18 protein-coding genes are annotated in these 22,242 nt (G+C 29.6%); 8 read left to right on the top strand and 10 right to left on the bottom strand.

Going from position 1 to position 22,242, the window contains the following annotated elements:
* Positions 1-25: 25 nt before the first annotated feature.
* From fbaA to Q0731_RS10815, 6 genes are all read left to right on the top strand, one after another.
* Complete coding sequence (gene fbaA / locus Q0731_RS10840) at positions 26-1,093, top strand: class II fructose-bisphosphate aldolase (RefSeq protein WP_299063908.1); 1,068 nt, start codon at positions 26-28, stop codon at positions 1,091-1,093.
* Positions 1,094-1,277: 184 nt separating this feature from the next.
* Positions 1,278-2,135: an acetyl-CoA carboxylase, carboxyltransferase subunit beta gene (gene accD / locus Q0731_RS10835; protein WP_299063905.1), complete on the top strand. Its 858-nt coding sequence runs from the start codon at positions 1,278-1,280 to the stop codon at positions 2,133-2,135.
* A gap of 194 nt (positions 2,136-2,329) precedes the next feature.
* Positions 2,330-2,599, top strand: a complete 270-nt coding sequence (gene rpsO, locus Q0731_RS10830; RefSeq protein ID WP_299063903.1) for a 30S ribosomal protein S15 — start codon at positions 2,330-2,332, stop codon at positions 2,597-2,599.
* Positions 2,600-2,865: 266 nt separating this feature from the next.
* A complete protein-coding gene (locus Q0731_RS10825) occupies positions 2,866-5,097 on the top strand; it encodes a polyribonucleotide nucleotidyltransferase (RefSeq protein ID WP_299063900.1) in 2,232 nt (743 codons plus the stop codon).
* Positions 5,098-5,266: 169 nt separating this feature from the next.
* Complete coding sequence (gene folK, locus Q0731_RS10820; RefSeq protein WP_299063897.1) at positions 5,267-6,391, top strand: 2-amino-4-hydroxy-6-hydroxymethyldihydropteridine diphosphokinase; 1,125 nt, start codon at positions 5,267-5,269, stop codon at positions 6,389-6,391.
* 53 nt (positions 6,392-6,444) lie between these two features.
* Positions 6,445-7,929, top strand: a complete 1,485-nt coding sequence (locus tag Q0731_RS10815) for an OmpA family protein (RefSeq protein ID WP_299063894.1) — start codon at positions 6,445-6,447, stop codon at positions 7,927-7,929.
* Positions 7,930-8,090: 161 nt separating this feature from the next.
* On the opposite strand, the gene gldC is transcribed toward Q0731_RS10815, so the two are convergent.
* Together gldC and gldB are read right to left on the bottom strand one after the other, a co-directional pair.
* On the bottom strand, positions 8,091-8,423 hold the full coding sequence (gldC, locus tag Q0731_RS10810) for a gliding motility protein GldC (protein ID WP_299063891.1): 333 nt from the start codon (positions 8,421-8,423) through the stop codon (positions 8,091-8,093).
* Positions 8,423-9,382 (bottom strand): gliding motility lipoprotein GldB, encoded by a 960-nt coding sequence (gldB, locus tag Q0731_RS10805; RefSeq protein WP_299063889.1) that lies wholly within the window; start codon positions 9,380-9,382, stop codon positions 8,423-8,425. Before gldB ends, gldC begins: the two co-directional genes overlap by 1 nt.
* A 59-nt stretch (positions 9,383-9,441) precedes the next feature.
* On the opposite strand from gldB, the gene nadE reads away from it, so the two are divergent.
* Positions 9,442-10,230: an NAD(+) synthase gene (nadE, locus tag Q0731_RS10800; RefSeq protein WP_299063886.1), complete on the top strand. Its 789-nt coding sequence runs from the start codon at positions 9,442-9,444 to the stop codon at positions 10,228-10,230.
* 285 nt (positions 10,231-10,515) lie between these two features.
* Here the strand turns inward: nadE and dnaG are convergent, their stop codons facing one another.
* From dnaG to Q0731_RS10760, 8 genes are all read right to left on the bottom strand, one after another.
* On the bottom strand, positions 10,516-12,558 hold the full coding sequence (gene dnaG / locus Q0731_RS10795; RefSeq protein WP_299063883.1) for a DNA primase: 2,043 nt from the start codon (positions 12,556-12,558) through the stop codon (positions 10,516-10,518).
* A gap of 216 nt (positions 12,559-12,774) precedes the next feature.
* On the bottom strand, positions 12,775-14,013 hold the full coding sequence (clpX, locus tag Q0731_RS10790) for an ATP-dependent Clp protease ATP-binding subunit ClpX (RefSeq protein ID WP_299063880.1): 1,239 nt from the start codon (positions 14,011-14,013) through the stop codon (positions 12,775-12,777).
* A gap of 77 nt (positions 14,014-14,090) precedes the next feature.
* Positions 14,091-14,753, bottom strand: coding sequence for an ATP-dependent Clp endopeptidase proteolytic subunit ClpP (gene clpP, locus Q0731_RS10785; RefSeq protein ID WP_299063877.1), 663 nt, complete (start codon positions 14,751-14,753; stop codon positions 14,091-14,093).
* 177 nt (positions 14,754-14,930) lie between these two features.
* Positions 14,931-16,247, bottom strand: coding sequence for a trigger factor (gene tig, locus Q0731_RS10780; RefSeq protein ID WP_299063874.1), 1,317 nt, complete (start codon positions 16,245-16,247; stop codon positions 14,931-14,933).
* A 94-nt stretch (positions 16,248-16,341) separates the two neighbouring features.
* On the bottom strand, positions 16,342-16,701 hold the full coding sequence (locus tag Q0731_RS10775; protein WP_299063871.1) for a phage holin family protein: 360 nt from the start codon (positions 16,699-16,701) through the stop codon (positions 16,342-16,344).
* A gap of 468 nt (positions 16,702-17,169) precedes the next feature.
* A complete protein-coding gene (locus tag Q0731_RS10770; protein WP_299063868.1) occupies positions 17,170-18,966 on the bottom strand; it encodes a lysophospholipid acyltransferase family protein in 1,797 nt (598 codons plus the stop codon).
* 277 nt (positions 18,967-19,243) lie between these two features.
* Positions 19,244-20,497: an aspartate kinase gene (locus tag Q0731_RS10765; protein ID WP_299063867.1), complete on the bottom strand. Its 1,254-nt coding sequence runs from the start codon at positions 20,495-20,497 to the stop codon at positions 19,244-19,246.
* 1 nt (position 20,498) lies between these two features.
* Positions 20,499-20,978: a GNAT family N-acetyltransferase gene (locus tag Q0731_RS10760; RefSeq protein ID WP_299063864.1), complete on the bottom strand. Its 480-nt coding sequence runs from the start codon at positions 20,976-20,978 to the stop codon at positions 20,499-20,501.
* A 173-nt stretch (positions 20,979-21,151) separates the two neighbouring features.
* Here Q0731_RS10760 and fbp point away from each other — a divergent pair, with 173 nt between their 5' ends.
* The gene (gene fbp / locus Q0731_RS10755; RefSeq protein WP_299063861.1) at positions 21,152-22,162 is read left to right on the top strand and encodes a class 1 fructose-bisphosphatase; all 1,011 of its coding nucleotides are present in this window, start codon (positions 21,152-21,154) and stop codon (positions 22,160-22,162) included.
* Positions 22,163-22,242: the final 80 nt, after the last annotated feature.

Here is a 22,242-nt window from a genome sequence, read left to right as displayed (position 1 = left end):
GTATAAACGATTAAAATATAGAAAAATGAGTCATAATATAAAACCAGGTGTTGCAACTGGATCAGAAGTACAAGAAATTTTTAATTTTGCAAAGGAAAAAGGATTTGCTTTACCAGCAGTAAACGTAATTGGGTCTAACACAATTAATGGGGTTTTAGAAACTGCAAGAGATTTAAATGCTCCTGTAATTATTCAGTTTTCTAATGGTGGTGCACAATTTAATGCAGGTAAAGGATTGTCTAACGAAGGGCAAAAAGCTGCAATTGCAGGTGGTATTGCAGGTGCAAAACATGTACATGAATTGTCATTAGCTTATGGAGTACCTGTAATTTTACATACAGACCATTGTGCAAAAAAATTATTACCATGGATTGACGGTTTATTAGAAGCATCAGAAAAACATTTTGCAGAAACTGGTAAGCCTTTATACAGTTCTCACATGATTGATTTATCTGAAGAACCATTAGAGGAAAACATTGAAATATGTAAAACTTATTTAGCTCGCATGAGTAAAATGGGTATGACTTTAGAAATTGAATTAGGAATTACAGGTGGAGAAGAAGATGGTGTAGATAACTCTGATGTTGATGAATCTAAATTATACACACAACCAGAAGAAGTTGCGTATGCTTATGAAGAGTTATCTAAAGTAAGTAATAAATTTACAATTGCAGCAGCTTTTGGAAACGTACATGGTGTTTATAAGCCAGGAAACGTAAAATTAACTCCAAAAATCTTAAAAAATTCTCAAGAATTTATTACAAAGAAATATGGTGTTGAAGAAAATCATATCGATTTTGTATTTCATGGTGGATCTGGTTCATCGTTAGAAGAAATTAGAGAAGCTATTGGTTATGGTGTTATTAAAATGAATATTGACACAGATTTACAGTACGCTTTTATGAGCGGAATTAGAGATTATATGGGAGATAAAGTAGATTATTTAAAATCTCAGATTGGAAGTCCTGATGGACCAGATTCTCCAAACAAAAAACATTACGACCCAAGAAAATGGTTGCGTGAAGGAGAAGCTACTTTTATTACACGTTTAAAACAAGCATTTTCAGATTTAAACAACGTAGATACTTTATAGTATTACTTTTTACATACTTTTATAAAAGCATTTTGATTTATATAAATCAAAATGCTTTTTTTGTAAACAACAATAAACAAATTAAGGATGTAGATTTTACAAAAAATCTTTTACATTTGTATTTCATATTTTATTTCTAAATACTTTTTATTTTTGAAATAAAACATTAAAACAAACACATAACATGGCTTGGTTTAAAAGAACAGATAAAGGAATACAGACTTCAACAGAAGATAAAAAAGATACTCCAAAAGGTTTGTGGTATAAAACACCTAGTGGAAAAATAATAGATACAGAAGAATTAAAAAGAAACTTATACGTAAGTCCAGAAGATGGTTACCATGTAAGAATAGGTAGTAAAGAGTATTTCGAATTATTTTTTGATAACAATAAATTTAAAGAATTAGATAAAAACCTTACATCTAAAGATCCTTTAAAATTCGAAGACACAAAAAAATATCCAGACAGATTAAAAGCAGCACAAGAAAAAACAAAATTAAATGACGCTGTTAGAACTGCTGTTGGTAAATCTTTAGGAAAAGATATTGTAATTGCAGCCATGGATTTTGCTTTTATTGGTGGTTCTATGGGCTCTGTTGTAGGAGAAAAAATAGCAAGAGCTATTGACTACTCAATTAAAAACCAACTTCCTTTTTTAATGATATCTAAGTCTGGTGGAGCAAGAATGATGGAAGCCTCACTCTCTTTAATGCAATTAGTAAAAACATCTGTAAAATTAGCACAATTAGCAGAAGCTAAAATACCTTACATTTCCCTTTGTACAGACCCAACAACAGGAGGTACAACAGCATCTTATGCAATGTTAGGCGATATAAATATTGCAGAGCCAAACGCATTAATTGCATTTGCAGGACCTAGAGTTGTAAAAGATACCACAGGTAAAGATTTGCCAGAAGGTTTTCAAAAATCAGAATTTCTATTAGAGCATGGTTTTTTAGATGCTATTTATGAGCGTAAAAATTTAAAAAAACAAGTTAACCTATATATAGACTTAATACAAAACATACCTGTTAGAGCATAAAAAAACTCGTCATTAAGAAGACTTTAGAACGAAGTAGTCTTTTTGATTGTTATTAAGAAATATATTAATTCGTTTCTAGTAAAGACGAAATAATGTGTTCGTTTTCTTATATCAAATTAAAAAAATAAAACTATATTTGCAGCTTCAATGAAAACATCATTGATATACATAAAAATCATTTAAATAATATTGGAATGTATTTAACTAAGGAAGTAAAAGAAAGCATCTTCGAAAAACACGGTAAAGGAAAAAACGATACTGGTTCTTCAGAAGGGCAAATTGCATTATTTACACACAGAATTAACCACTTAACTGGGCACTTAAAAAACAATCGTAAAGATTATAATACAGAGCGTTCATTAGTAATGTTGGTTGGTAAGCGTAAAAATTTATTAGATTATCTAAAGAAAACAGAAATCAATAGATACCGTGCAATTATTAAAGAATTAGGAATTAGAAAATAATTCTTACAAAAAGAGGTGCTTAAACGTACCTCTTTTTTTCTTATAAAAGTTTCTTGTAGCTTGCTACAAATCCTTTAATTTCTTTCCTGCGAAAGCAGAAATCTGATTCTTTCTGTTAAAACTGAAAGCTAATCAAAAAAATATTTTCTGTCTAACTAACAGATTTTATATAAAAAATCAGAATTACCAACAATAATTCTGTATTTCCATTGCAACAACAAACAACAACGCAACAACAAACAAATTAAAAATTAGAATTAAAATTTATGATTCCAAAAGTATTTAACGAGGTAATAGACCTTGGAGATGGTAGAACCATCTCATTAGAAACCGGTAAATTAGCAAAACAAGCTCACGGTTCAGTTGTTGTTCAAATGGGTAAAGCAATGTTATTATGTACTGTAGTATCTAGCTACAAAGCAGGTACTGTAGACTTTTTACCATTAACAGTAGATTATAGAGAAAAATTTGCAGCTGCAGGACGTTATCCTGGAGGATTCTTTAAAAGAGAAGCAAGACCAAGTGATGGAGAAGTATTAACAATGCGTTTAGTAGACCGTGTTTTACGTCCATTATTTCCAAAAGATTATCATTCTGAAGTACAAGTAATGATTCAATTGATGTCTCATGATGAAGATGTTATGCCAGATGCTTTAGCAGGTTTAGCAGCATCAGCAGCAATTCAATTATCAGATTTCCCATTCGAATGTCCTATTTCTGAAGCACGTGTAGCTAGAGTAAATGGAGAATTCGTAATTAACCCAAGTAGAGCTCAATTAGCAGAGTCTGACATTGATATGATGATTGGAGCTTCAGCGGATTCTGTAATGATGGTTGAAGGCGAAATGGATGAAATTTCTGAAGAAGAAATGGCAGACGCTATTAAGTTCGCTCATGAATCTATTAAAATTCAATGTGCTGCTCAAGTAAAATTAGCAGAAGCTTTTGGTAAAAAAGAAACAAGAGAATACGAAGGAGAAAGAGAAGATGAAGCATTAGCAGCAAAAATAAACGACTTTTGTTATGACAAATGTTATGCAATTGCCAAGAAAGGAACTTCTAAAGTAGAACGTACAACTGCTTTTGCTGAAGTAAAAGAAGCATTAAAAGCTACATTTACAGAAGAAGAACTTGAAGATTATGGAGATTTAGTTGGTAAATATTTTAACAATTCTCAAAAAAATGCAGTAAGAGAATTAACTTTAGCTGAAGGCTTACGTTTAGATGGTCGTAAAACAGATGAAATTAGACCAATATGGTGTGAGGTAGATTATTTACCTTCTGTACATGGTTCATCTATTTTTACTCGTGGAGAAACTCAAGCATTAGCTACCGTTACTTTAGGAACTTCTAGAGACGCAATGAAAATAGATATGCCATCTTACGAAGGTGAAGAAAATTTCTATTTACACTATAACTTCCCTCCTTTTTGTACAGGTGAAGCAAGACCTTTAAGAGGAACTTCTCGTAGAGAAGTTGGTCATGGTAACTTAGCACAACGTGGTTTAAAAGGAATGATTCCTGATGATTGTCCTTATACAGTAAGAGTTGTATCTGAAGTTTTAGAATCTAACGGTTCTTCTTCTATGGCAACTGTTTGTGCTGGTACAATGGCATTAATGGACGCAGGTGTACAAATGACTAGACCTGTTTCTGGTATTGCTATGGGATTAATTTCTGATGGTGATCGTTATGCAGTTTTATCTGATATTTTAGGCGATGAAGATCACTTAGGAGATATGGACTTTAAAGTAACAGGTACATCAGAAGGAATTACTGCTTGCCAAATGGATATTAAAGTAAAAGGACTTTCTTATGAGATTTTAGTAAATGCACTAAAACAAGCAAGAGAAGGACGTTTTCATATTTTAGGCAAAATAACAGATACTATTGCAACTGCAAACAGTGATGTTAAAGCACATGCTCCAAAAATGATTAACAGACGTATTCCTAACGATATGATTGGAGCGTTTATTGGACCTGGAGGAAAAAATATTCAAGAATTACAGAAAGAAACAGAAACTACAATTGTAATCACTGAAGATCCTGTAACTGAAGAAGGTATTATAGAAATTTTAGGTACAAAACCAGAAGGAATCGAAGCAGTTATTGCTCGTATTGAATCTATGTTATTTAAACCACAAGTTGGTAGTGCTTATGAAGTAAAAGTAATTAAAATGTTAGATTTTGGTGCTGTTGTAGAATATGTTGGAGCGCCTGGAAATGAAGTTTTATTACATGTATCTGAATTGGCTTGGGAACGTACAGAAAACGTAACTGATGTTGTAAATATGGGAGACGTTTTTGATGTGAAGTACTTTGGTTTAGACCCAAGAACTCGTAAAGAAAAAGTTTCTAGAAAAGCATTGTTACCTAAACCAGAAGGTTATGTAGCAAGACCACCAAGAGATAACAATCGTTCTGGTGGACGTGATAACAGAAGTAGAGACAATCGTAGAGACGATAGAAAACCTAGAGCACCTAGAAAAGAAGACTAGTTTCTAATACATTATTATAAATGTAATCTATTTTAGGATTCTTAATAACTTATTAAAATCGTCAATTAATTTTGACGATTTTTTTGTGCTTTTTTGTTTCTTTGTTATAAACAATGATCAAAGAAATATTTATTTTTTTGCAGTATATTCCTTTTTAATCATAATTTTATTGAAAACCAAAAGAATCACCTATTTATCATTAGGTACAAATCAAGGAAATAAACTTGAAAACCTACAAAATGCTATCAATTTAATTGCTGATGAAATTGGTAATATCCAAAAAGTTTCCTCTGTATATAAAACTCCCTCTTGGGGATTTGATGGTAATGACTTTTATAACATCTGTGTAAAAATTTCTACATTTTTATTGCCAGAAATATTATTGAGTTCTTTATTAAAAATAGAAAATAAGTTAGGTAGAACACGTTCTGATAAAGAAGTATATCAAAATAGAAATATAGATATAGACATTCTGTTAATTAATGATAAAATTATATTTTCTAAAGCATTAATTGTTCCACATTCTAAAATGTTAGAACGAAAATTTGTTCTAATTCCGTTAGCAGAAATTGCATCAGAAGTAACGCATCCCATACAAAAAAAAACTATTGCCAATTGCCTACAAAATTGTAATGACTCTTCTGAAATAGCATTAGTTGAAAAAAAGTTAAAAAGACCAATTCCTATTTCAGAAAAATACAATTACATAGCTATTGAGGGTAATATTGGTGCAGGCAAAACCACTTTAGCAGAAATACTTTCAAAAGAATTTAATGCTAAAACAGTTTTAGAGCGTTTTTCTGATAATGCTTTTTTGCCAAAATTTTACAACGATAAAAAACGCTATGCATTTCCATTAGAAATGAGCTTTTTAGCAGATAGATATCAACAATTAACTGATAATTTAGCTCAAATTAGTCCATCAGAAAATCTTGTTATTTCAGATTATTACATTTTTAAATCTTTAATTTTTGCACAAATAACTTTGCAAAAAGAAGAATATTTACTGTATAAAAAAATGTTTAATTTGGTATACAAACAAACTACAAAACCCGATTTATACATTTATTTATCTCAAAATACAGAGCGTCTTTTAGAAAATATAAAAAAAAGAGGAAGAAGTTATGAACAAAATATTGAAAATTGTTACTTAAAAAATATAGAAAACGGTTATAATAATTTTATCAATAGAGAAAAAATATTAAATTTACAGACGATTGATATATCCAATTTGGACTTCGTTAATAATCCACAAGATTGTAAAACAATTATCAATAAAATAAAAAATTTCTAAAATTAGGGTAAAAATACAACCTACATTAAATCAAACTTATGTCGTATTTAAATATGAATAAAAATATCTTACTTACATTTTTTACTCTATTTATAATAACAATTTTTCCTAGTCAAGCACAAGAAGATACTAGTTCTAAAGATAAAATTGACTTAGACAATAGTAATAGTTGGGCTGTTGGTGCTGGTGCAAGTAATTTTATAATGCATGGAGATTTACGCTCAATTGGTACGCATGATGATACAAATTATTGGAATTTTGGTTTTTATGCGCATGTAGATAAAATGTTTAATCCTTTACTTGGTTTAGAATTAAAGGCTAATTATTACAAAATGACTGGTGGGGCTCAATCCTTTACAGATTTAACAAACCATAGAATTTCTTATGCAGATGATATTCAAAACCCTTTAAACCTAAATTTTGAAGGAGAAGGTTTTGGAGCAGAATTAAATTTGATTTTTAGTTTTACAAACCTATATCAAAGAGAACCTACTAAATGGAATATCACTGGGTATGCAGGTATTGGTTACCACCAGTATAATTCTGCCTTGTTTGAATTTAGAGATGGAGGTGCAACAAATTATAAATTTCCAGGTGCAGATTTTGGCTTCAACCCAAATAGAAATAGTGTTAACTTTGCCAGTTCTATTTATTTAACTGGTCAGATTGGTCTTAAAAGAAGAATTAGCCAGCGTATAGATTTAGAGTTAAGAACTGGTATGTATTTTAATAATGAAGATCATTTAGATGCAGCTATCTCTAGCAAGCAAGATTGGGAAACTTTTTTCTTAACAAGTATTGGTTTGGTTGTTAAATTAGGAAAGAAAAAAACGTTTACAATTTGGAATAACGAAAAAACAGAAGCTTTTAAAGTTATAGATACTGACAAAGATGGTGTAATGGATAATTTAGATATAGAACCAAATACACCTGCAGGTGTAATGGTTTATGGAAACGGTAAAGCTATTGATACAGATAAAGACGGGATTCCTAATTACAAAGATAAATGCCCTTTTAAATATGGATTAGTTAGTGATGAAGGATGCCCTATAAAGGAAGAGTCTGACGAAAAAGAAATAGCTAGTACTAAAAATACTACACCAACAAGCTTAAATAATCAAAACAATAATTTACCAGCAGAAAAAGTAATTATAATGGATAATTACGAAAGAACATCTATTAGCGAAAAAATTGCATTATTGTCTACAAGTATTTATTTTGATACAAATAGTAATAAAATTAAGGATGTTAGTTATGCTAACATCGATAAAATTATTGAGTTGATTAAAAAAGTACCCAATGTAAATTTTGTTATTGAAGGTCATACTGATAATACGAATAGCGAAAAATACAATTTGCTGCTATCTCAAAAGAGGGTAATTACTATAAAAAACTATATGGTAAACAATGGTGTTGCAACAGACAGATTAAAATGCTTTGGTTATGGAGAAAGTAGACCAAAATACTCTAACTGGAATTCTGGAGGAAGACAATTAAATAGAAGAGTTGAAATTAAACCTATAGGTTCTTTTGACTAAAAAATAAAAATACAGCATAATAAAAAAGAGATTACATTTAGTAATCTCTTTTTTGTCTTTTAAAAAGTATTCTTATTCTATGATTAAAAAAATCAATTGTTGTTTTTTAATATTCATCTATAACAACCAATAAAAAATGATTTTTTAGAAAAAAGCAACTATTACTTTAATTCTAATTTTTCTGCAAAATACTGACAAAAATCACGCATTGTTGCACTCATTTTTTGATCATCAGTAGCACGTTCAAAACTATCTGCCATAGAAACTAACGTTTGATGATAAAATTGCTTCATTTCATCAACAGGCATATCTTTTGTCCATAAATCCATTCTTAAAGTATCTTTTTTATGATGATCCCAAACAGAAATCATAATTGCTTTAGAGGCTTCATTATCTATACCTCCATCTTTTGCTGTCCAAGCAATTTCTTCTGGCACTTTGTTTTCATCTAATCCTATCTGGAAATTTATTTGTGAATTGTGTTTTACTGACATTATTTTTTAGGCTTATATTTTGATTTTTTAAATAACTTTTCTGGATCAATTATTAATAATTCTTGCAAAGATACATCATTATTTTGCATAAAAGATTTCACAATTTGCCACCCCAACCAAACACCAATTCTTCCTGGTGACTCATCATCATTTTCTAGGTAAAACTTAGAAAATGGGGCATTTTCTAAAAATCTTTTATTCAACTTTGTTTCTGTACTAAACAATAGTTTTTTTTCTACAAAATACTTCCAAATACCTTCTTCGTTTATAATTGCCCAATCTAACTTTTCTTTTGAATAACCAATCTTAAATCTATCAGAAATAGTAGGCAAATACAAATCTAATAAATACATTTTTTTTCCTTCATAGATCATTTTACCAATAAAACTTCTATTTGGGCAAGGCACTAATTGTTCATCTATTATAGCATTTGTAACATCAACAATTATATGATCCTTTGTGTTATTTTCTTTGATATAATTTGGGTAATCAATATAAAACGGATGTTCATTTCCTAAATAAACATCCAAAGAAACAAGTAATAAACTGTCTGCATAAATTACTCTGCTATCATAATCTATATTAGAAATCATGGTAACAACATTGGGCGATTTAAATTTAGGATTGTAATAGGTAACATGTTTAAAAAGTGATTTTAATTGCACTTCTAGTTCTACTATATTTTGATATAATTTTTGAGTTTCATTAAATAACTCTTGCTCTTCTTTATCATTAATTTTTGCAAAAACTAAGCTGTCTGTAAGTACATTTGGAAACAAATAGGGATATTTTTCCTTTAATTTGGGTAAGGTTTCTTTATTTGTATTGTAAAAATCTACTTCGTGCCTTTTTATAGAAAAATCAACATTTATATTAGAAACATCAATTTGATGCTTTTTTTTATCAGTACACGAAAAAAACAAGCAGAAAATTATTATAATCGTTAAATAAAATCTCATATTCTTTGTATCTTAGTAATTAGATTTAAGAACGATAAAAATACTAAAATAGTTTATCAATGAAGGTAGAAAAAGTTGCAGAACATATAATTAGTTGGTTAAAAGAGTATGCAGAAAATGCAAAAGTAAAAGGATTTGTAGTTGGAGTTTCTGGAGGAATAGACTCTGCATTAACCTCTACTTTATGTGCCAAAACCGGTTTTCCTACACTCTGTGTAGAAATGCCAATCCATCAAGCAGAAAGTCAAGTTACTAGGGCAGAAGAACATATTAAACAGTTAAAAGAAAAATTTGATAATGTTGCTGATGTAAGGGTTGATTTAACCGCTACTTTTGATGGTTTTAAAAATGTAGTTCCAACAGTAAATGATACTGCTAAAGTAGATTTATCTTTAGCAAATACAAGAGCAAGATTAAGAATGACGACACTTTACTACTTAGCTGGATTGCATAGTTATTTAGTAGCAGGTACTGGAAACAAAGTAGAAGATTTTGGCGTAGGTTTTTATACCAAATATGGTGATGGAGGAGTCGATTTAAGTCCGATTGCAGATTTAATGAAATCTGAAGTTTATGAATTAGCTGCTTTTTTAAACGTACCAAATTCCATACAAAAAGCAGCACCAACAGATGGTTTATTTGGTGATAGTAGAACTGATGAAGATCAAATAGGAGCTTCTTATGACGAGCTAGAATGGGCTATGAAAATGCAAGATGAAGGAAAATCTATCAGCGATTTTTCTGGAAGAGAGCAAGAAGTTTTTAAAATTTATTCTAGATTAAATAGCATTAATCAACATAAGATGATTCCGATTCCAATTTGTGAAATACCAAAAGAAATTAAATAATATTTTCTTTAAAAATAAAAAAAGCCTTAATATTAAATTAAGGCTTTTTCAGTTTTAAAGTAAGTTTGCTGCAAGCATCATTTCCTTTATTTTCATGTATGCTCTTTTTTTTGAGCCTCTATAAATTTCAAAAGGTAATAAAATGAATAATTGAACAATCTTTAATACTTGTAATAATCGTTTCATAGCTAGATAATTATAAGTTTGGAACTGCAATATACAAAAAACTATTTAAGTAGAACTTACTCAAATAACCAAGAGGTCTAATTTTACCATTTCTTAACACTAAACTACTCTGTTAAGTTTTTCAAAAAGTCTCATTTTTAAGCTTGTATAATTTCTAATAACATCTAAATCTATGGATGTATTCTGGTTTTTAACAGCCTCATTCATCAACTCTTCTATTTTTTCTCCTATTAAAACTCTTCTTAAATTATATACAACATCATTTACCCCTTTTGCTAAAACTTCTAAAGCAGACTTTACTTCTATATTTTGTCCTTCCCAATCACTTAATTGACGATTAGGGTTTTCTTGCTCCATTAAAATGGTGGTAACTAATGATGCAATTGCTGGATTTTTATGATTAATCAAATCATCAATATCTAATTTTTCTAATTGATTTAATTGATGGATAATTTCTGTATAAATCTCTTGAAAAAGAGTATTAGAAAATTCTATTTCATCTTCTTGTAAATGCACATAAATTTCTGCGGATACTGTATTTTCATATTTTCTATGATCAATTTTTTCTCTTCCAGCTTCATCTGTATGAATTATTTCTTCAATAAACTCAACTTGTTCATTTCCATACAACAATAAAATTTTAATAATTTCATTTTCTAAAATTGATAATTGATCTATCTTTTGACTCGCAACAACTCCACCTTTAACCAACCCCATTTGAGCTTGTTCTTGCTCCATATAATATTCTGCTGGTGGCTCATTAGGATCTTGCTGTGGTTTGTTTTGCTGACGAGCTGCTACTTTATTTTTTTGCTGTTCTCTTTTAGTTTTATCTTCTAAATTTTTACTTACTAACTGTGCCAATTCACTAAACAAAACACGCTCAGAAATATCCATAATTCTTGCACATTCTTGTACATAAACTTCACGTTGAATGCCATCTGGAATTTTAGAAATACTACTTACAATATCTCTTATAACTCCTGCTTTTTTTATAGGATCGTTATTAGAATCTTTTAATAAAAGTGATACTTTAAAGTTGATGAAATCTTGTGCAGATTCTTCTAAATAAGTCTTTAATTCTGAATTTGAATGTGATTTTGCAAAACTGTCTGGATCTTCTCCATCAGGAAATTGAACTACCTTTACGTTCATTCCTTGTTCTAGAATAATATCAATACCACGAATGGAAGCTCTCATTCCTGCTGCATCTCCATCAAAAAGTACCGTAATATTTTTGGTAAGCCTATTTACCAAACGTATTTGATCTGAGGTTAATGCTGTACCAGAAGATGCTACCACGTTTTCTATACCAGATTGGTTAAAAGAAATAACATCTGTGTACCCTTCTACCAAATAACAGTTGTCTTGTTTTGCAATTTCTTTTTTTGCCTGAAAAAGTCCGTATAAAATTTTACTTTTATGGTAAATATCACTTTCAGGAGAGTTTAGATATTTTGCTGCTTTTTTATCGGCAGTTAAAATTCGTCCTCCAAAACCTAAAATTCTACCAGACATAGAATGTATAGGAAACATTACTCTACCTTTAAAACGATCGAATTTTTTGTTTTCTTTTACAATGGTTAACCCTGTAGCAGCCATGTATTTTAAGTCATATCCTTTGGCTAAAGCTGCATCTGTAAAACCACTCCATTCATCTAAACAATAACCGAGTTCAAACTTTTTAATGGTTTCATCTGTAAAACCTCGTTCTTTAAAATAAGATAAGCCTATTGCTTTACCTTTATTAGAGTTTAGCATGATGTCATGAAAATACTCTTTGGCAAAAGTAGACACCAAAAACATACTTTCTCGCTCATTCATCTGTGCTTTTTCTTCGGATGTTTGCTCGGTTTCTTCTAATTCTATATTGTATTTTTTAGCTAACCATCTTAAAGCTTCTGGGTAGGTATAATGCTCATGTTCCATTAAAAACGAAACTGAGTTGCCTCCTTTTCCTGTAGAAAAATCTTTCCAGATTTGTTTTACTGGAGACACCATAAAAGAAGGTGATTTTTCGTCTGTAAAAGGACTTAATCCTTTAAAATTACTTCCTGCTTTTTTAAGTTGTACAAACTCACCAATAACCTCTTCTACTCTTGCAGATTCGAAAATACGGTCTATAGAACTTCTGGATATCATTTTAAATTGATTATAAAAGTATTACAAATATAGTGAGAAGTTATTTTATAATACAAAGACCTCACAGGTTTTGAAAACTTGTGAGGCCTAATAATTTTTTAGAAAAACTTCTTTTTTTAGTTGGCAATTTGCGTTAAGGATTGAAACGGCATCCTTTTTGTTTTTCACAAAAAGATATAGTGGAAAGCCTGACCCTTGGGAAACGCCCAAAAAAAATTATGAAGCTGCCCTTAACTTTTTTAAAGTTGTATTTGTTAGTTTTGCTTCTGCGTATTCTTTGGTTACATTAAACTGCTTATCGTCTGAACTTGGTAAATCGAACATGGCATCTGTAAAAATAGCTTCACATAAAGAACGTAAACCTCTTGCACCTAACTTATACTCAACTGCTTTTTCTACAATATAATTTAAGGCATCTTCCTCTATAGAAAACTCCACATCATCCATAGTAAATAACTTAGAATACTGCTTAATTATTGCATTTTTAGGTTCTGTTAAAATAGACCTTAATGTTTTAGCATCTAGAGGATTCATGTAGCTTAAAACTGGTAAACGCCCAATAATTTCTGGAATTAAACCAAAGGCTTTTAAATCTGAAGGAATAATGTATTGTAACAAGTTTTCTTCATCTACTTTATCATCATCTAAAGAGGCTCCAAAACCTACAGCTTGCATGTTTAAACGTTTGCTAATATGTCTTTCAATACCAGAAAATGCTCCTCCTGCAATAAATAAAATTTCTTTGGTATCTACTTCTATAAATTTTTGCTCTGGGTGTTTTCTTCCTCCTTTTGGAGCAACATTTACAACAGTACCTTCTAATAATTTTAACATTGCTTGTTGCACTCCTTCACCAGAAACATCTCTAGTTATTGATGGATTATCGCCTTTTCTGGCAATTTTATCTATTTCATCAATAAAAATAATACCTCTTTGTGCTTTGTCTACATCGTAATCTGCAGCTTGTAATAATTTACTCAAAATGCTTTCTACATCTTCACCTACATACCCTGCTTGTGTTAAAACAGTGGCATCTACAATAGCAAAAGGTACGTTTAGCATTCTTGCAATTGTTTTTGCTACTAAGGTTTTTCCTGTACCTGTTTCACCTACTAAAACAATGTTCGATTTTTCTATTTCTATATCATCTTTATCGTCTTTAGACTGTAATAATCTTTTGTAATGATTATAGACAGCAACAGACATGGCTCTTTTGGTTTCTAGTTGACCAATGATATATTGATCTAGAAAATCTTTAATTTCCTTTGGTTTTTTTAGTGTTAAATCTTTAGATAAATCACTTGTTTTTGCTTCAGAAATTTCTTCTTCTACAATGCCATGTGCTTGTTCTATACATTTATCACAAATATGAGCATCCATCCCTGCAATTAGCAAGTCTGTTTCTGCTTTTTTACGTCCGCAGAACGAACATTCTAGGTTTTCTTCTTTCGACATTTTTCCTCGCTTTAGTCTTTAAGATTTGGGCTTTAAGCAGGCTTACTGCATACAGCTTATTGCTTAAAGCATGCTATTTATTTCTTTCTTGCTAAAACTTCATCAATCATTCCATAAGCTTTTGCTTCCTCTGCTTTCATCCAATAATCTCTATCAGAATCTTCTTGTACTTTTTTAAAGGTTTGTCCTGAATGATCTGCAATAATATCATATAGTTCTGTTTTTAACTTCCCTATTTCTTTGACTGTAATTTCCATATCAGAAGCTTGCCCTTGTGCACCACCCATTGGTTGGTGAATCATAATACGAGAATGTGGTAATGCAGAACGTTTACCTTTTGCACCTGCACACATTAAAACAGCACCCATAGAAGCTGCCATACCTGTACAAATTGTTGCAACATCTGGCTTTATAAATTGCATGGTATCATAAATACCCAAACCAGCATACACACCTCCTCCTGGAGAGTTGATATAAATTGAAATATCTTTATTGGCATCTACACTTTCTAAGAACAATAATTGAGCCTGAATAACATTGGCTACTTGATCATTAACTCCTGTTCCTAAAAAGATAATTCTATCCATCATTAAACGCGAAAAAACATCCATTTGAGTAATGTTCATTTGGCGTTCTTCCATAATATAAGGTGTTAAACTACTTGTTATTTTACCTAAATATGTACTGTTGATTCCTTGATGTTTTGTTGCGTATTTTTCGAACTCTTTTCCGTAATCCATTTTGAGTTTTAATTTAATATTTGATTTGTAAATATAAGAACTATTTTTTTACTTACTTGCTACTTTATGTCGCTAAAAAAACCTGAATTTTAAAAATTCAGGTTTTTTATTTTAGTATTTAAGATAAAGAAACATTCTAATTTAACAAACAGATTGTTTCAATACTTATAATAACTTTTACTTATAAACTTCTTTGATAAAATCTTCGTAAGAAAGTTCTTTTGTTTTAAACTTCATGTTCTCTTTGTAAAAAGTCAATAATTTCTGACTAATTAATTGAGATTGTAATTTTTGAGCTTCTTCTTGGTTTTGTAAGATTTTACCAGCAATATCATCCAATTCTTTTTCTTCTGGATTCATGTTACCAAACTGTGCCATTTGAGTTCTAATAAAACCTTTTGCATAGTCTACCAATTCTTTGTAGTCTAATTTAATGTCATTATCTTTCATAATCTTTCCTTCGATTAATTGATAACGTAACCCTTTTTCAGATTTTTCAAATTCTGCAGTAGCTTCTTCTGTTGTTAATTCTTTTTCTCCAGCTGTTTTTAACCATTTCTTTAAGAAATCTGCTGGTAAATCAAACTTTGTATTTTCTACCAAGTGTTCTGTTACAGCGTTTAATAATTGCTGGTCTCCTTGTTGTTGAAATTGCTTTTCTGCATCTTCTTTAATTTTGGCTCTTAATTCTGTTACAGAAGTTACTGAACCATCTGCAAATAGTTGATCAAACAATTCTTTGTCTAAATCTGCTGGTTGTGTTTCTGTAATTCCTTCAATAGTAAAAGAAACGGTTACATCTAAATTGTGAATTGCATCATGAGAAACACCTAAAACGTGTTCTAATCTGTGAGCATCTTCAAATAAGCCTTTTGTTGCTAACTCAATTACATCTCCAACTTTCGCTCCAACTAATTTAGCGTTTCCTTCTTTAATATCTTTTATTAAAAAAGTAGATTTTTTATTGATTTCTTTTTCTTCATTTACAAAAGTACCAGTTATGCTAGAACTTTCAGCAGCAACTTCTACAGGGTTTACTTTTCCGTAACGATTTTGAATGTTCTTCACTTCTTCGTCTAATAAATCCTCAGTTGCAACAATGTTGTATTGTGTTACTTTATTTTTTCCTTTTAAATCTACTTCAAAAACAGGTGCTAAACCTAATTCAAATTCAAAAGAAAAAGTTTCTGCATCCCAGTTAAAATTTTCTTCCATTCTAGGAATAGGATTTCCTAAAATATCTAATTTTTCTTCTGTTAAAAATTTATTTAAAGATTGTTGTAAAAGCTTGTTAACCTCATCTATCATAATAGATTTACCATACTGCTTTTTAATCATTCCCATTGGCACATGTCCTTTTCTAAAACCAGGAACATCTGCTTTTTTACGATAATCTGTTAATAATTCTGTTACTTTTGCTTGATAATCATCTGCAACAATATCAACCTTTACAACTGCGTTTAACGCATCAATGTTTTCTTTTGTAATATTCATTTATTTGTTCTTTTATCTTGAAAAATCGAGTGCAAAATTAGTGATTTTAATTGATTGCACAAATGTTTAAACACTTCTATTTCAGCAATGTTGTTTAGTTTTGAATCCTTTTTTTATCTTCTTTTAATAATGTAAACAATGCCGACCTAAAAATAGAGAGTAAAATACTGAATAATAAGGCTGTCCAGAAACCAGAAACTGTAAAATCTGATACCAATTTATCTGCCAATAAAATAATACACGCATTTATTACAAAAATAAATAACCCAAAAGTTACTAAAGTTGCTGGCAATGTGAAAAATATTAAAAGCGGACGAACAAACATATTTAGCAAAGAAATTATTACTGCTACAATAATTGCTGATGTATAGCCTGCTACTGAAATTCCTGGTAAAATACTGGCTAAAACAACAACTGCTAAGGCTGTAAGTAATATTTTTAAAAATGTTTTCATGTTATGTATTTTATTATATAAATGCTAAAATTGTACCAAAAGGATGTGCCTGCTTTTTTGTCATGTTCTAAAATTTAATTTTGTATTCACACAAAATTAAAATATTTTAAAATTGCGTTTCCATTGAAACGAAACAGATAACTCTAAAAAAAAGGATTTTTAACGAGCTTTATATGGTTAAAATTGTGTAAAAAAATGATATAATTTCTCCTGATATGATTTAATAGTTTGTTAAAAAAATATAAACCTTGTTTAAATACTTAACATTTATTTGTAAAAACGGGTTTAAAATTATTTTTAATGAAATTTGATCATAAAATAATTAAAGAATAAATAATATAATAAACTACTCTTATTGTACTATTTGCGTTAGGGATTGCAGTGGAAAGCCCACAGGAAGGAACGACCGAGGACTTGAAACGGAAAGCCCGACCCTTTTTGGGGAACGCCCAAATAAAAAAATAGTGACTATTCTGTAATTTTCGACTCTAACGCTGCTTGAAATTCTTCTATAACAGGTTTTACTGTGCTTTCTGGTATTTCTGCTACCTTAAGATATAACAAACCATCTACTGTATTGTTAAATTTGGGATCTACATTAAAAGCAACTAAACGTGCGTTTTGTTTGATATATTTTTTAATAAGTACAGGTATTCTTAATGCTCCTGGTTCTATTTCATCGATAATTTTATCGAACTTTTGCAAATCTGCTTTGGTGGCATCAAACACAAAATCTTTATCAGCATCTTTTAATTTTACTTTGTATTCTTTCTTCGGATGAATGTATTGTGCAATGTAAGGATAGTAATAATGAGATTTCATAAATTCTATCATTAACGATTTTGAAAAATCTGAAAATTTATTGCTTATAGAAACACCACCCATTAAATATTTATAGGTTGGATAACGCAGAGTAACATGTATAATTCCTTTCCATAGCAAAAATAATGGCATTGGTTTTTGCTGATATTCGCCAATTATAAAAGCACGACCCATTTCTATAGTATTGCTCATCATTTGATGCAATTCTGGCTCAATTCTAAACAAAGTATGAATATAGAAACCTTTAATTCCGTACTTTTTAAAAATTTCTTTACCTAGCCCCATTCTGTAGGCTCCAACTAAACAATTTGCTTGTTGATCCCACAATAATAAATGATGATAGAATTCATCAAATTTATCTAAATCAATTTCTTTATTTGTTCCCTCTCCAACTTCTCTAAAAGTAATTTCACGTAATCTACCAATTTCGTGCAATAAATTAGGAATTTCTTTGGCACTTGCAAAAAACACTTCGTAATTTTTGCTTTCTAGCAATTTGCAATTTGTTTTTCTTAGTGAACTTATTTCGCTAATAAATAAGGCAGGATTTTTTTGATGCGTTATTTTTTTTACTGATTTCTTGGGGATTTTTAAGTGCTGATTAGAAATTAATCTATTTACTTTCTTAAAAGGATTTGCCAACATGTAGGTTTTCTTTCTAAGAAACTTAGCATAATTATTAATCTCTTTAAATTCGTTTTGCTCTTTAACAGCTATTGGTTTGCCTATTCTTACTTTTATAACTCGATTTTTTTGAGATAGTAATTCTGATGGTAATTTTGCAGATCTAAAAGTATCGGAAATATTCGCTAAAAAATAAAAAAGACGACTGTTTTTGGCATGGAAATAAATTGGTATTACTGGTACATTTGCTTTTTTTATGAACTTAACAGCCCCTTTTTCCCAAGTTTTATCTAGATATAATTTTCCGTTTTTATAAGTAGAAACCTCACCTGCAGGAAAAATACCTAGAGGTTTTCCTTCTTTTAAATGTAACAATGCATTTTTGATACCTGCAACACTAGATTTTGCATCCTTTCTATTTTCAAAAGGATTTACAGGCATTATGTAAGATTTTAAAGGAGCTACTTTTTGTAATAAAAAATTGGCAATAATTTTATAATCGGTTCTTTTTTCTACAAGTAGTTTTAATAATAAAACACCATCAATTCCGCCTAAAGGATGGTTTGAAATTGTTATAAAAGCACCATCTTTTGGGATTCTTTTTAAATCTTCTTCAGGAATTTCAAACTTTACCTGACAATGTTCTAAAACACCGTTTAAAAAATGTAGATCGGTTTTATCTTTATTTTGATCATACATTTTGTTTACAGAAGAAATGCGCAGTATTTTTAACAAAAACCATCCAACAGAAACACCAAAAAAACCAAACTTTTGCAAACCAATTACTTTGGCTATTTCTTTAGAAGTTACTAATGCCATAAATTGAAGTTAAAGCTAAAACAAACATACTAAAAAAGGTAGGTATTTTCATTAAATTATTGCCAAAACAGGCTGAAATAATGCTTTATAAAAGAACCATGAATTCGCTGATTTTTTCTTTTTTGAAGCTAGCATAACACTAATTTTTTATTTGTAAAAAGTTTCTAAACCTAATTATAAATTTCATTCATAAATTCATATAAAAATCGAACTTGATAAAATTACATTTATCAACTAGGTCCTAAAAATTATATTCATTAAAAATTCTCTTAAAAAATTATTTTGCTTCTAAAACAATTTGCATTGTTTCTTTATTTACCTGTGTTAAAAGAAAACTTCCTTTTTCTTGGATACTTTGTATTGCTTTATCATCAAAATGACGAACAGTATACAAATCGACTCCTTTTTGAACATCTATTTTAAATTCTGTTTTTAACTCTTTGTAAAACGCATCAAAATTATTGAATTTATTATCAATACAAACAGAAAAACTAATGGCAGAATTTTGAATTACATTTACTTTTAATTGATAATCGTGTAATTTTTTAAAAATATAACTAATATTATTTTCTACCATAAAAGAAAAATCAAGTGCAGATATAGATACTAAAATTTGATTTTTCTTTACAATAAAACACGGAATATAAGGCACTAACCTTGTTCCTTTGGTAACTTTTGTACCCGTTTCTTTAGGATTGATAAAAGAACGTACCAATAAAGGAATTTCTTTTCTTTCTAGAGGTTGTAAGGTTTTTGGATGGATAACAGATGCTCCGTAAAACGCCATTTCTATAGCCTCTTCATAAGAAATTTGTTCTAGTAAAGTTGTATCAGAAAAAACTCTTGGATCTGCATTTAAAACCCCTGGTACATCTTTCCAGATAGTTACATTTTCTGCATCTAAACAATAGGCAAAAATACCTGCTGTATAATCAGAACCTTCTCTACCTAAAGTAGTTGTGTTTTCTGTATCATTTGCAGCAATAAAACCTTGTGTTATGTTTAATTTTGATGCATCTAATTTTTCACTAATTAATTCTTGCGTTAAATTCCAATCTACTTTTGCATCTCTGTAATTACTATCTGTTTTTATATAGTTTCTTACATCAAACCAAATATTTTCTACCCCAATTTTAGTTAAATATGCACTGATTATTTTGGTTGATAAAATTTCTCCAAAACAAATAATTTGATCATACACATAATTATATCTTTGTGATGTATTACGTGACAAAAACCAACTTAACTCACCTAAAGTAATCTCTATTTCTTTATAAATTTCATCGTTTTTATCAAACAAATCATTCATTATATTTTTATGAAAGCTTTCAATTACAGCTAACTTATCAGATAAATCTTTAGCTTTGTTGTAGTAAGCATCAATAACCTCTTCAAAAGCATTGGTTATTTTTCCCATGGCAGAAATTACAACAACGGTATTTTCTGTACCTTCACTTTGTAAAATACTTGTTATATTTTTTACACTTGCTGCATCTTTTACAGATGCTCCTCCAAATTTAAAAATCTTCATTTTAATTATTTTCAATATAGTTTGCTAAATTTTCTTTATCCATTTGCACAATAGACCAATCATTTAAATAGGTAGCACCTGTACTTTTATAAAAGTTGACTGCATTGGTGTTCCAATCAATAACTTCCCAAGCAACTCTATTATAATTATGATCATGTGCATATTGCAAAACAGCGGTATACAATGCTTTTCCTGCTCCTATTTTCTGTTTACTTTTGGTAACAATTAAATCTTCTAAATGAATAGATTTTCCTTTCCAAGTAGAATATCGTTCATAAAACAAAGCAATTCCAATTATTTTATTTTCTTGCTCTGCTACAAAAACTTTAAACTGTGGGTTTTTAGAAAAACCATCTTCAATTAAAGTTTCTACAGTAATTTCTACTGCTTCTGGCTCTTTTTCAAAAACTGCTAATTCTGTAATCAAATTTAGTACAGATTGCATGTCTTTTTCTTCACCAAGTCTTACAATAAAATCCATTTTACCTAAAATTTGTTCAAAGATAGTTTTTTTGTAGGTCGCTAAAAATATTTAAACATTTTATACAATTATTACCAATTTGTTTAAAAAAGTTATTAAAAAAAGATAGAAAAGGATAGTTAAATCTTTAAAAAAATGCATTTTTGTAGTAAATCGTTAAATAAAGATTATATATGTCAGTAAAAAAACAGACTTTAGGTGAATTTATTATTGAACACCAACATGCTTTTAAATATAGTTCTGGAGAGTTATCTAGTCTTTTAAATTCTATAAGATTAGCTGCTAAAGTGGTTAATCATGAAGTAAATAAAGCAGGTTTAGTAGATATTATTGGTGCAGCAGGTGACACAAATATACAAGGTGAAGATCAGCAAAAATTAGACGTTTATGCAAATGATAAATTTATTCAAACTTTAACTAGAAGAAATATTGTTTGTGGTATTGCAAGTGAAGAAGAAGATAGTTTTATTACTATAAATAGTATTGATGAAAATCATCAAAATAAATATGTTGTTTTAATTGACCCTTTAGATGGTTCTTCTAATATTGATGTTAATGTGTCTGTAGGAACTATTTTTTCTATTTACAGACGTGTTACCCCAACAGGAACTCCAGTACAATTAAAGGATTTTTTACAAAAAGGAAGCGAGCAAGTTGCTGCTGGTTATGTAGTGTATGGAACCTCTACAATGATTGTTTATACAACTGGTGATGGTGTAAATGGTTTTACATTAAATCCTGCAATTGGTTCTTTTTACTTATCTCATCCAAATATGAGTTTTCCAGAAGATGGCAATATTTACTCAGTAAATGAAGGAAATTATCAAGATTTTCCTCTTGGTGTAAAAAAATATATAAAATATTGTCAGGAAGAAGAAGGAGACAGACCTTATACAAGTAGATATATTGGTTCTTTAGTTTCAGATTTTCATAGAAATATGATTAAAGGTGGTATTTACATGTACCCAAAAGGCTCTAGAAACCCAGATGGTAAACTACGATTATTGTACGAGTGTAACCCAATGGCTTTTATTGCTGAACAAGCTAATGGAAAATCTTCTGATGGCTACATAAGAACTATGGATGTAGAACCTACTGAGTTACATCAAAGAGTTCCTTTTATATGTGGGAGTAAAAATATGGTAAATCAATTAGAAGAATTTATGCAAATTCACGGAGAATAAATCTTGCTTATACTTTAATAAGTTATCATAACATAAATTTCTTGTTAAACAATCCGATAATCAGTAATTTTACACAGTAA

Source organism: uncultured Polaribacter sp. (genome assembly GCF_947497695.1).
Taxonomy (GTDB): domain Bacteria; phylum Bacteroidota; class Bacteroidia; order Flavobacteriales; family Flavobacteriaceae; genus Polaribacter.
The sequence above is the reverse complement of the archived record's forward strand: the minus strand, read 5'-3'. Positions and strand labels throughout refer to the sequence as shown.

Coding starts and splice junctions, on each gene's coding strand:
- fbaA (WP_299063908.1), top strand. CDS start 26: ATGAGTCATAATATAAAACCAGGTGTTGCAACTGGATCAGAAGTACAA.
- accD (WP_299063905.1), top strand. CDS start 1,278: ATGGCTTGGTTTAAAAGAACAGATAAAGGAATACAGACTTCAACAGAA.
- rpsO (WP_299063903.1), top strand. CDS start 2,330: ATGTATTTAACTAAGGAAGTAAAAGAAAGCATCTTCGAAAAACACGGT.
- Q0731_RS10825 (WP_299063900.1), top strand. CDS start 2,866: ATGATTCCAAAAGTATTTAACGAGGTAATAGACCTTGGAGATGGTAGA.
- Q0731_RS10815 (WP_299063894.1), top strand. CDS start 6,445: ATGAATAAAAATATCTTACTTACATTTTTTACTCTATTTATAATAACA.
- gldC (WP_299063891.1), bottom strand. CDS start 8,423: ATGTCAGTAAAACACAATTCACAAATAAATTTCCAGATAGGATTAGAT.
- gldB (WP_299063889.1), bottom strand. CDS start 9,382: ATGAGATTTTATTTAACGATTATAATAATTTTCTGCTTGTTTTTTTCG.
- nadE (WP_299063886.1), top strand. CDS start 9,442: ATGAAGGTAGAAAAAGTTGCAGAACATATAATTAGTTGGTTAAAAGAG.
- dnaG (WP_299063883.1), bottom strand. CDS start 12,558: ATGATATCCAGAAGTTCTATAGACCGTATTTTCGAATCTGCAAGAGTA.
- clpX (WP_299063880.1), bottom strand. CDS start 14,013: ATGTCGAAAGAAGAAAACCTAGAATGTTCGTTCTGCGGACGTAAAAAA.
- clpP (WP_299063877.1), bottom strand. CDS start 14,753: ATGGATTACGGAAAAGAGTTCGAAAAATACGCAACAAAACATCAAGGA.
- tig (WP_299063874.1), bottom strand. CDS start 16,247: ATGAATATTACAAAAGAAAACATTGATGCGTTAAACGCAGTTGTAAAG.
- Q0731_RS10775 (WP_299063871.1), bottom strand. CDS start 16,701: ATGAAAACATTTTTAAAAATATTACTTACAGCCTTAGCAGTTGTTGTT.
- Q0731_RS10770 (WP_299063868.1), bottom strand. CDS start 18,966: ATGGCATTAGTAACTTCTAAAGAAATAGCCAAAGTAATTGGTTTGCAA.
- Q0731_RS10765 (WP_299063867.1), bottom strand. CDS start 20,497: ATGAAGATTTTTAAATTTGGAGGAGCATCTGTAAAAGATGCAGCAAGT.
- Q0731_RS10760 (WP_299063864.1), bottom strand. CDS start 20,978: ATGGATTTTATTGTAAGACTTGGTGAAGAAAAAGACATGCAATCTGTA.
- fbp (WP_299063861.1), top strand. CDS start 21,152: ATGTCAGTAAAAAAACAGACTTTAGGTGAATTTATTATTGAACACCAA.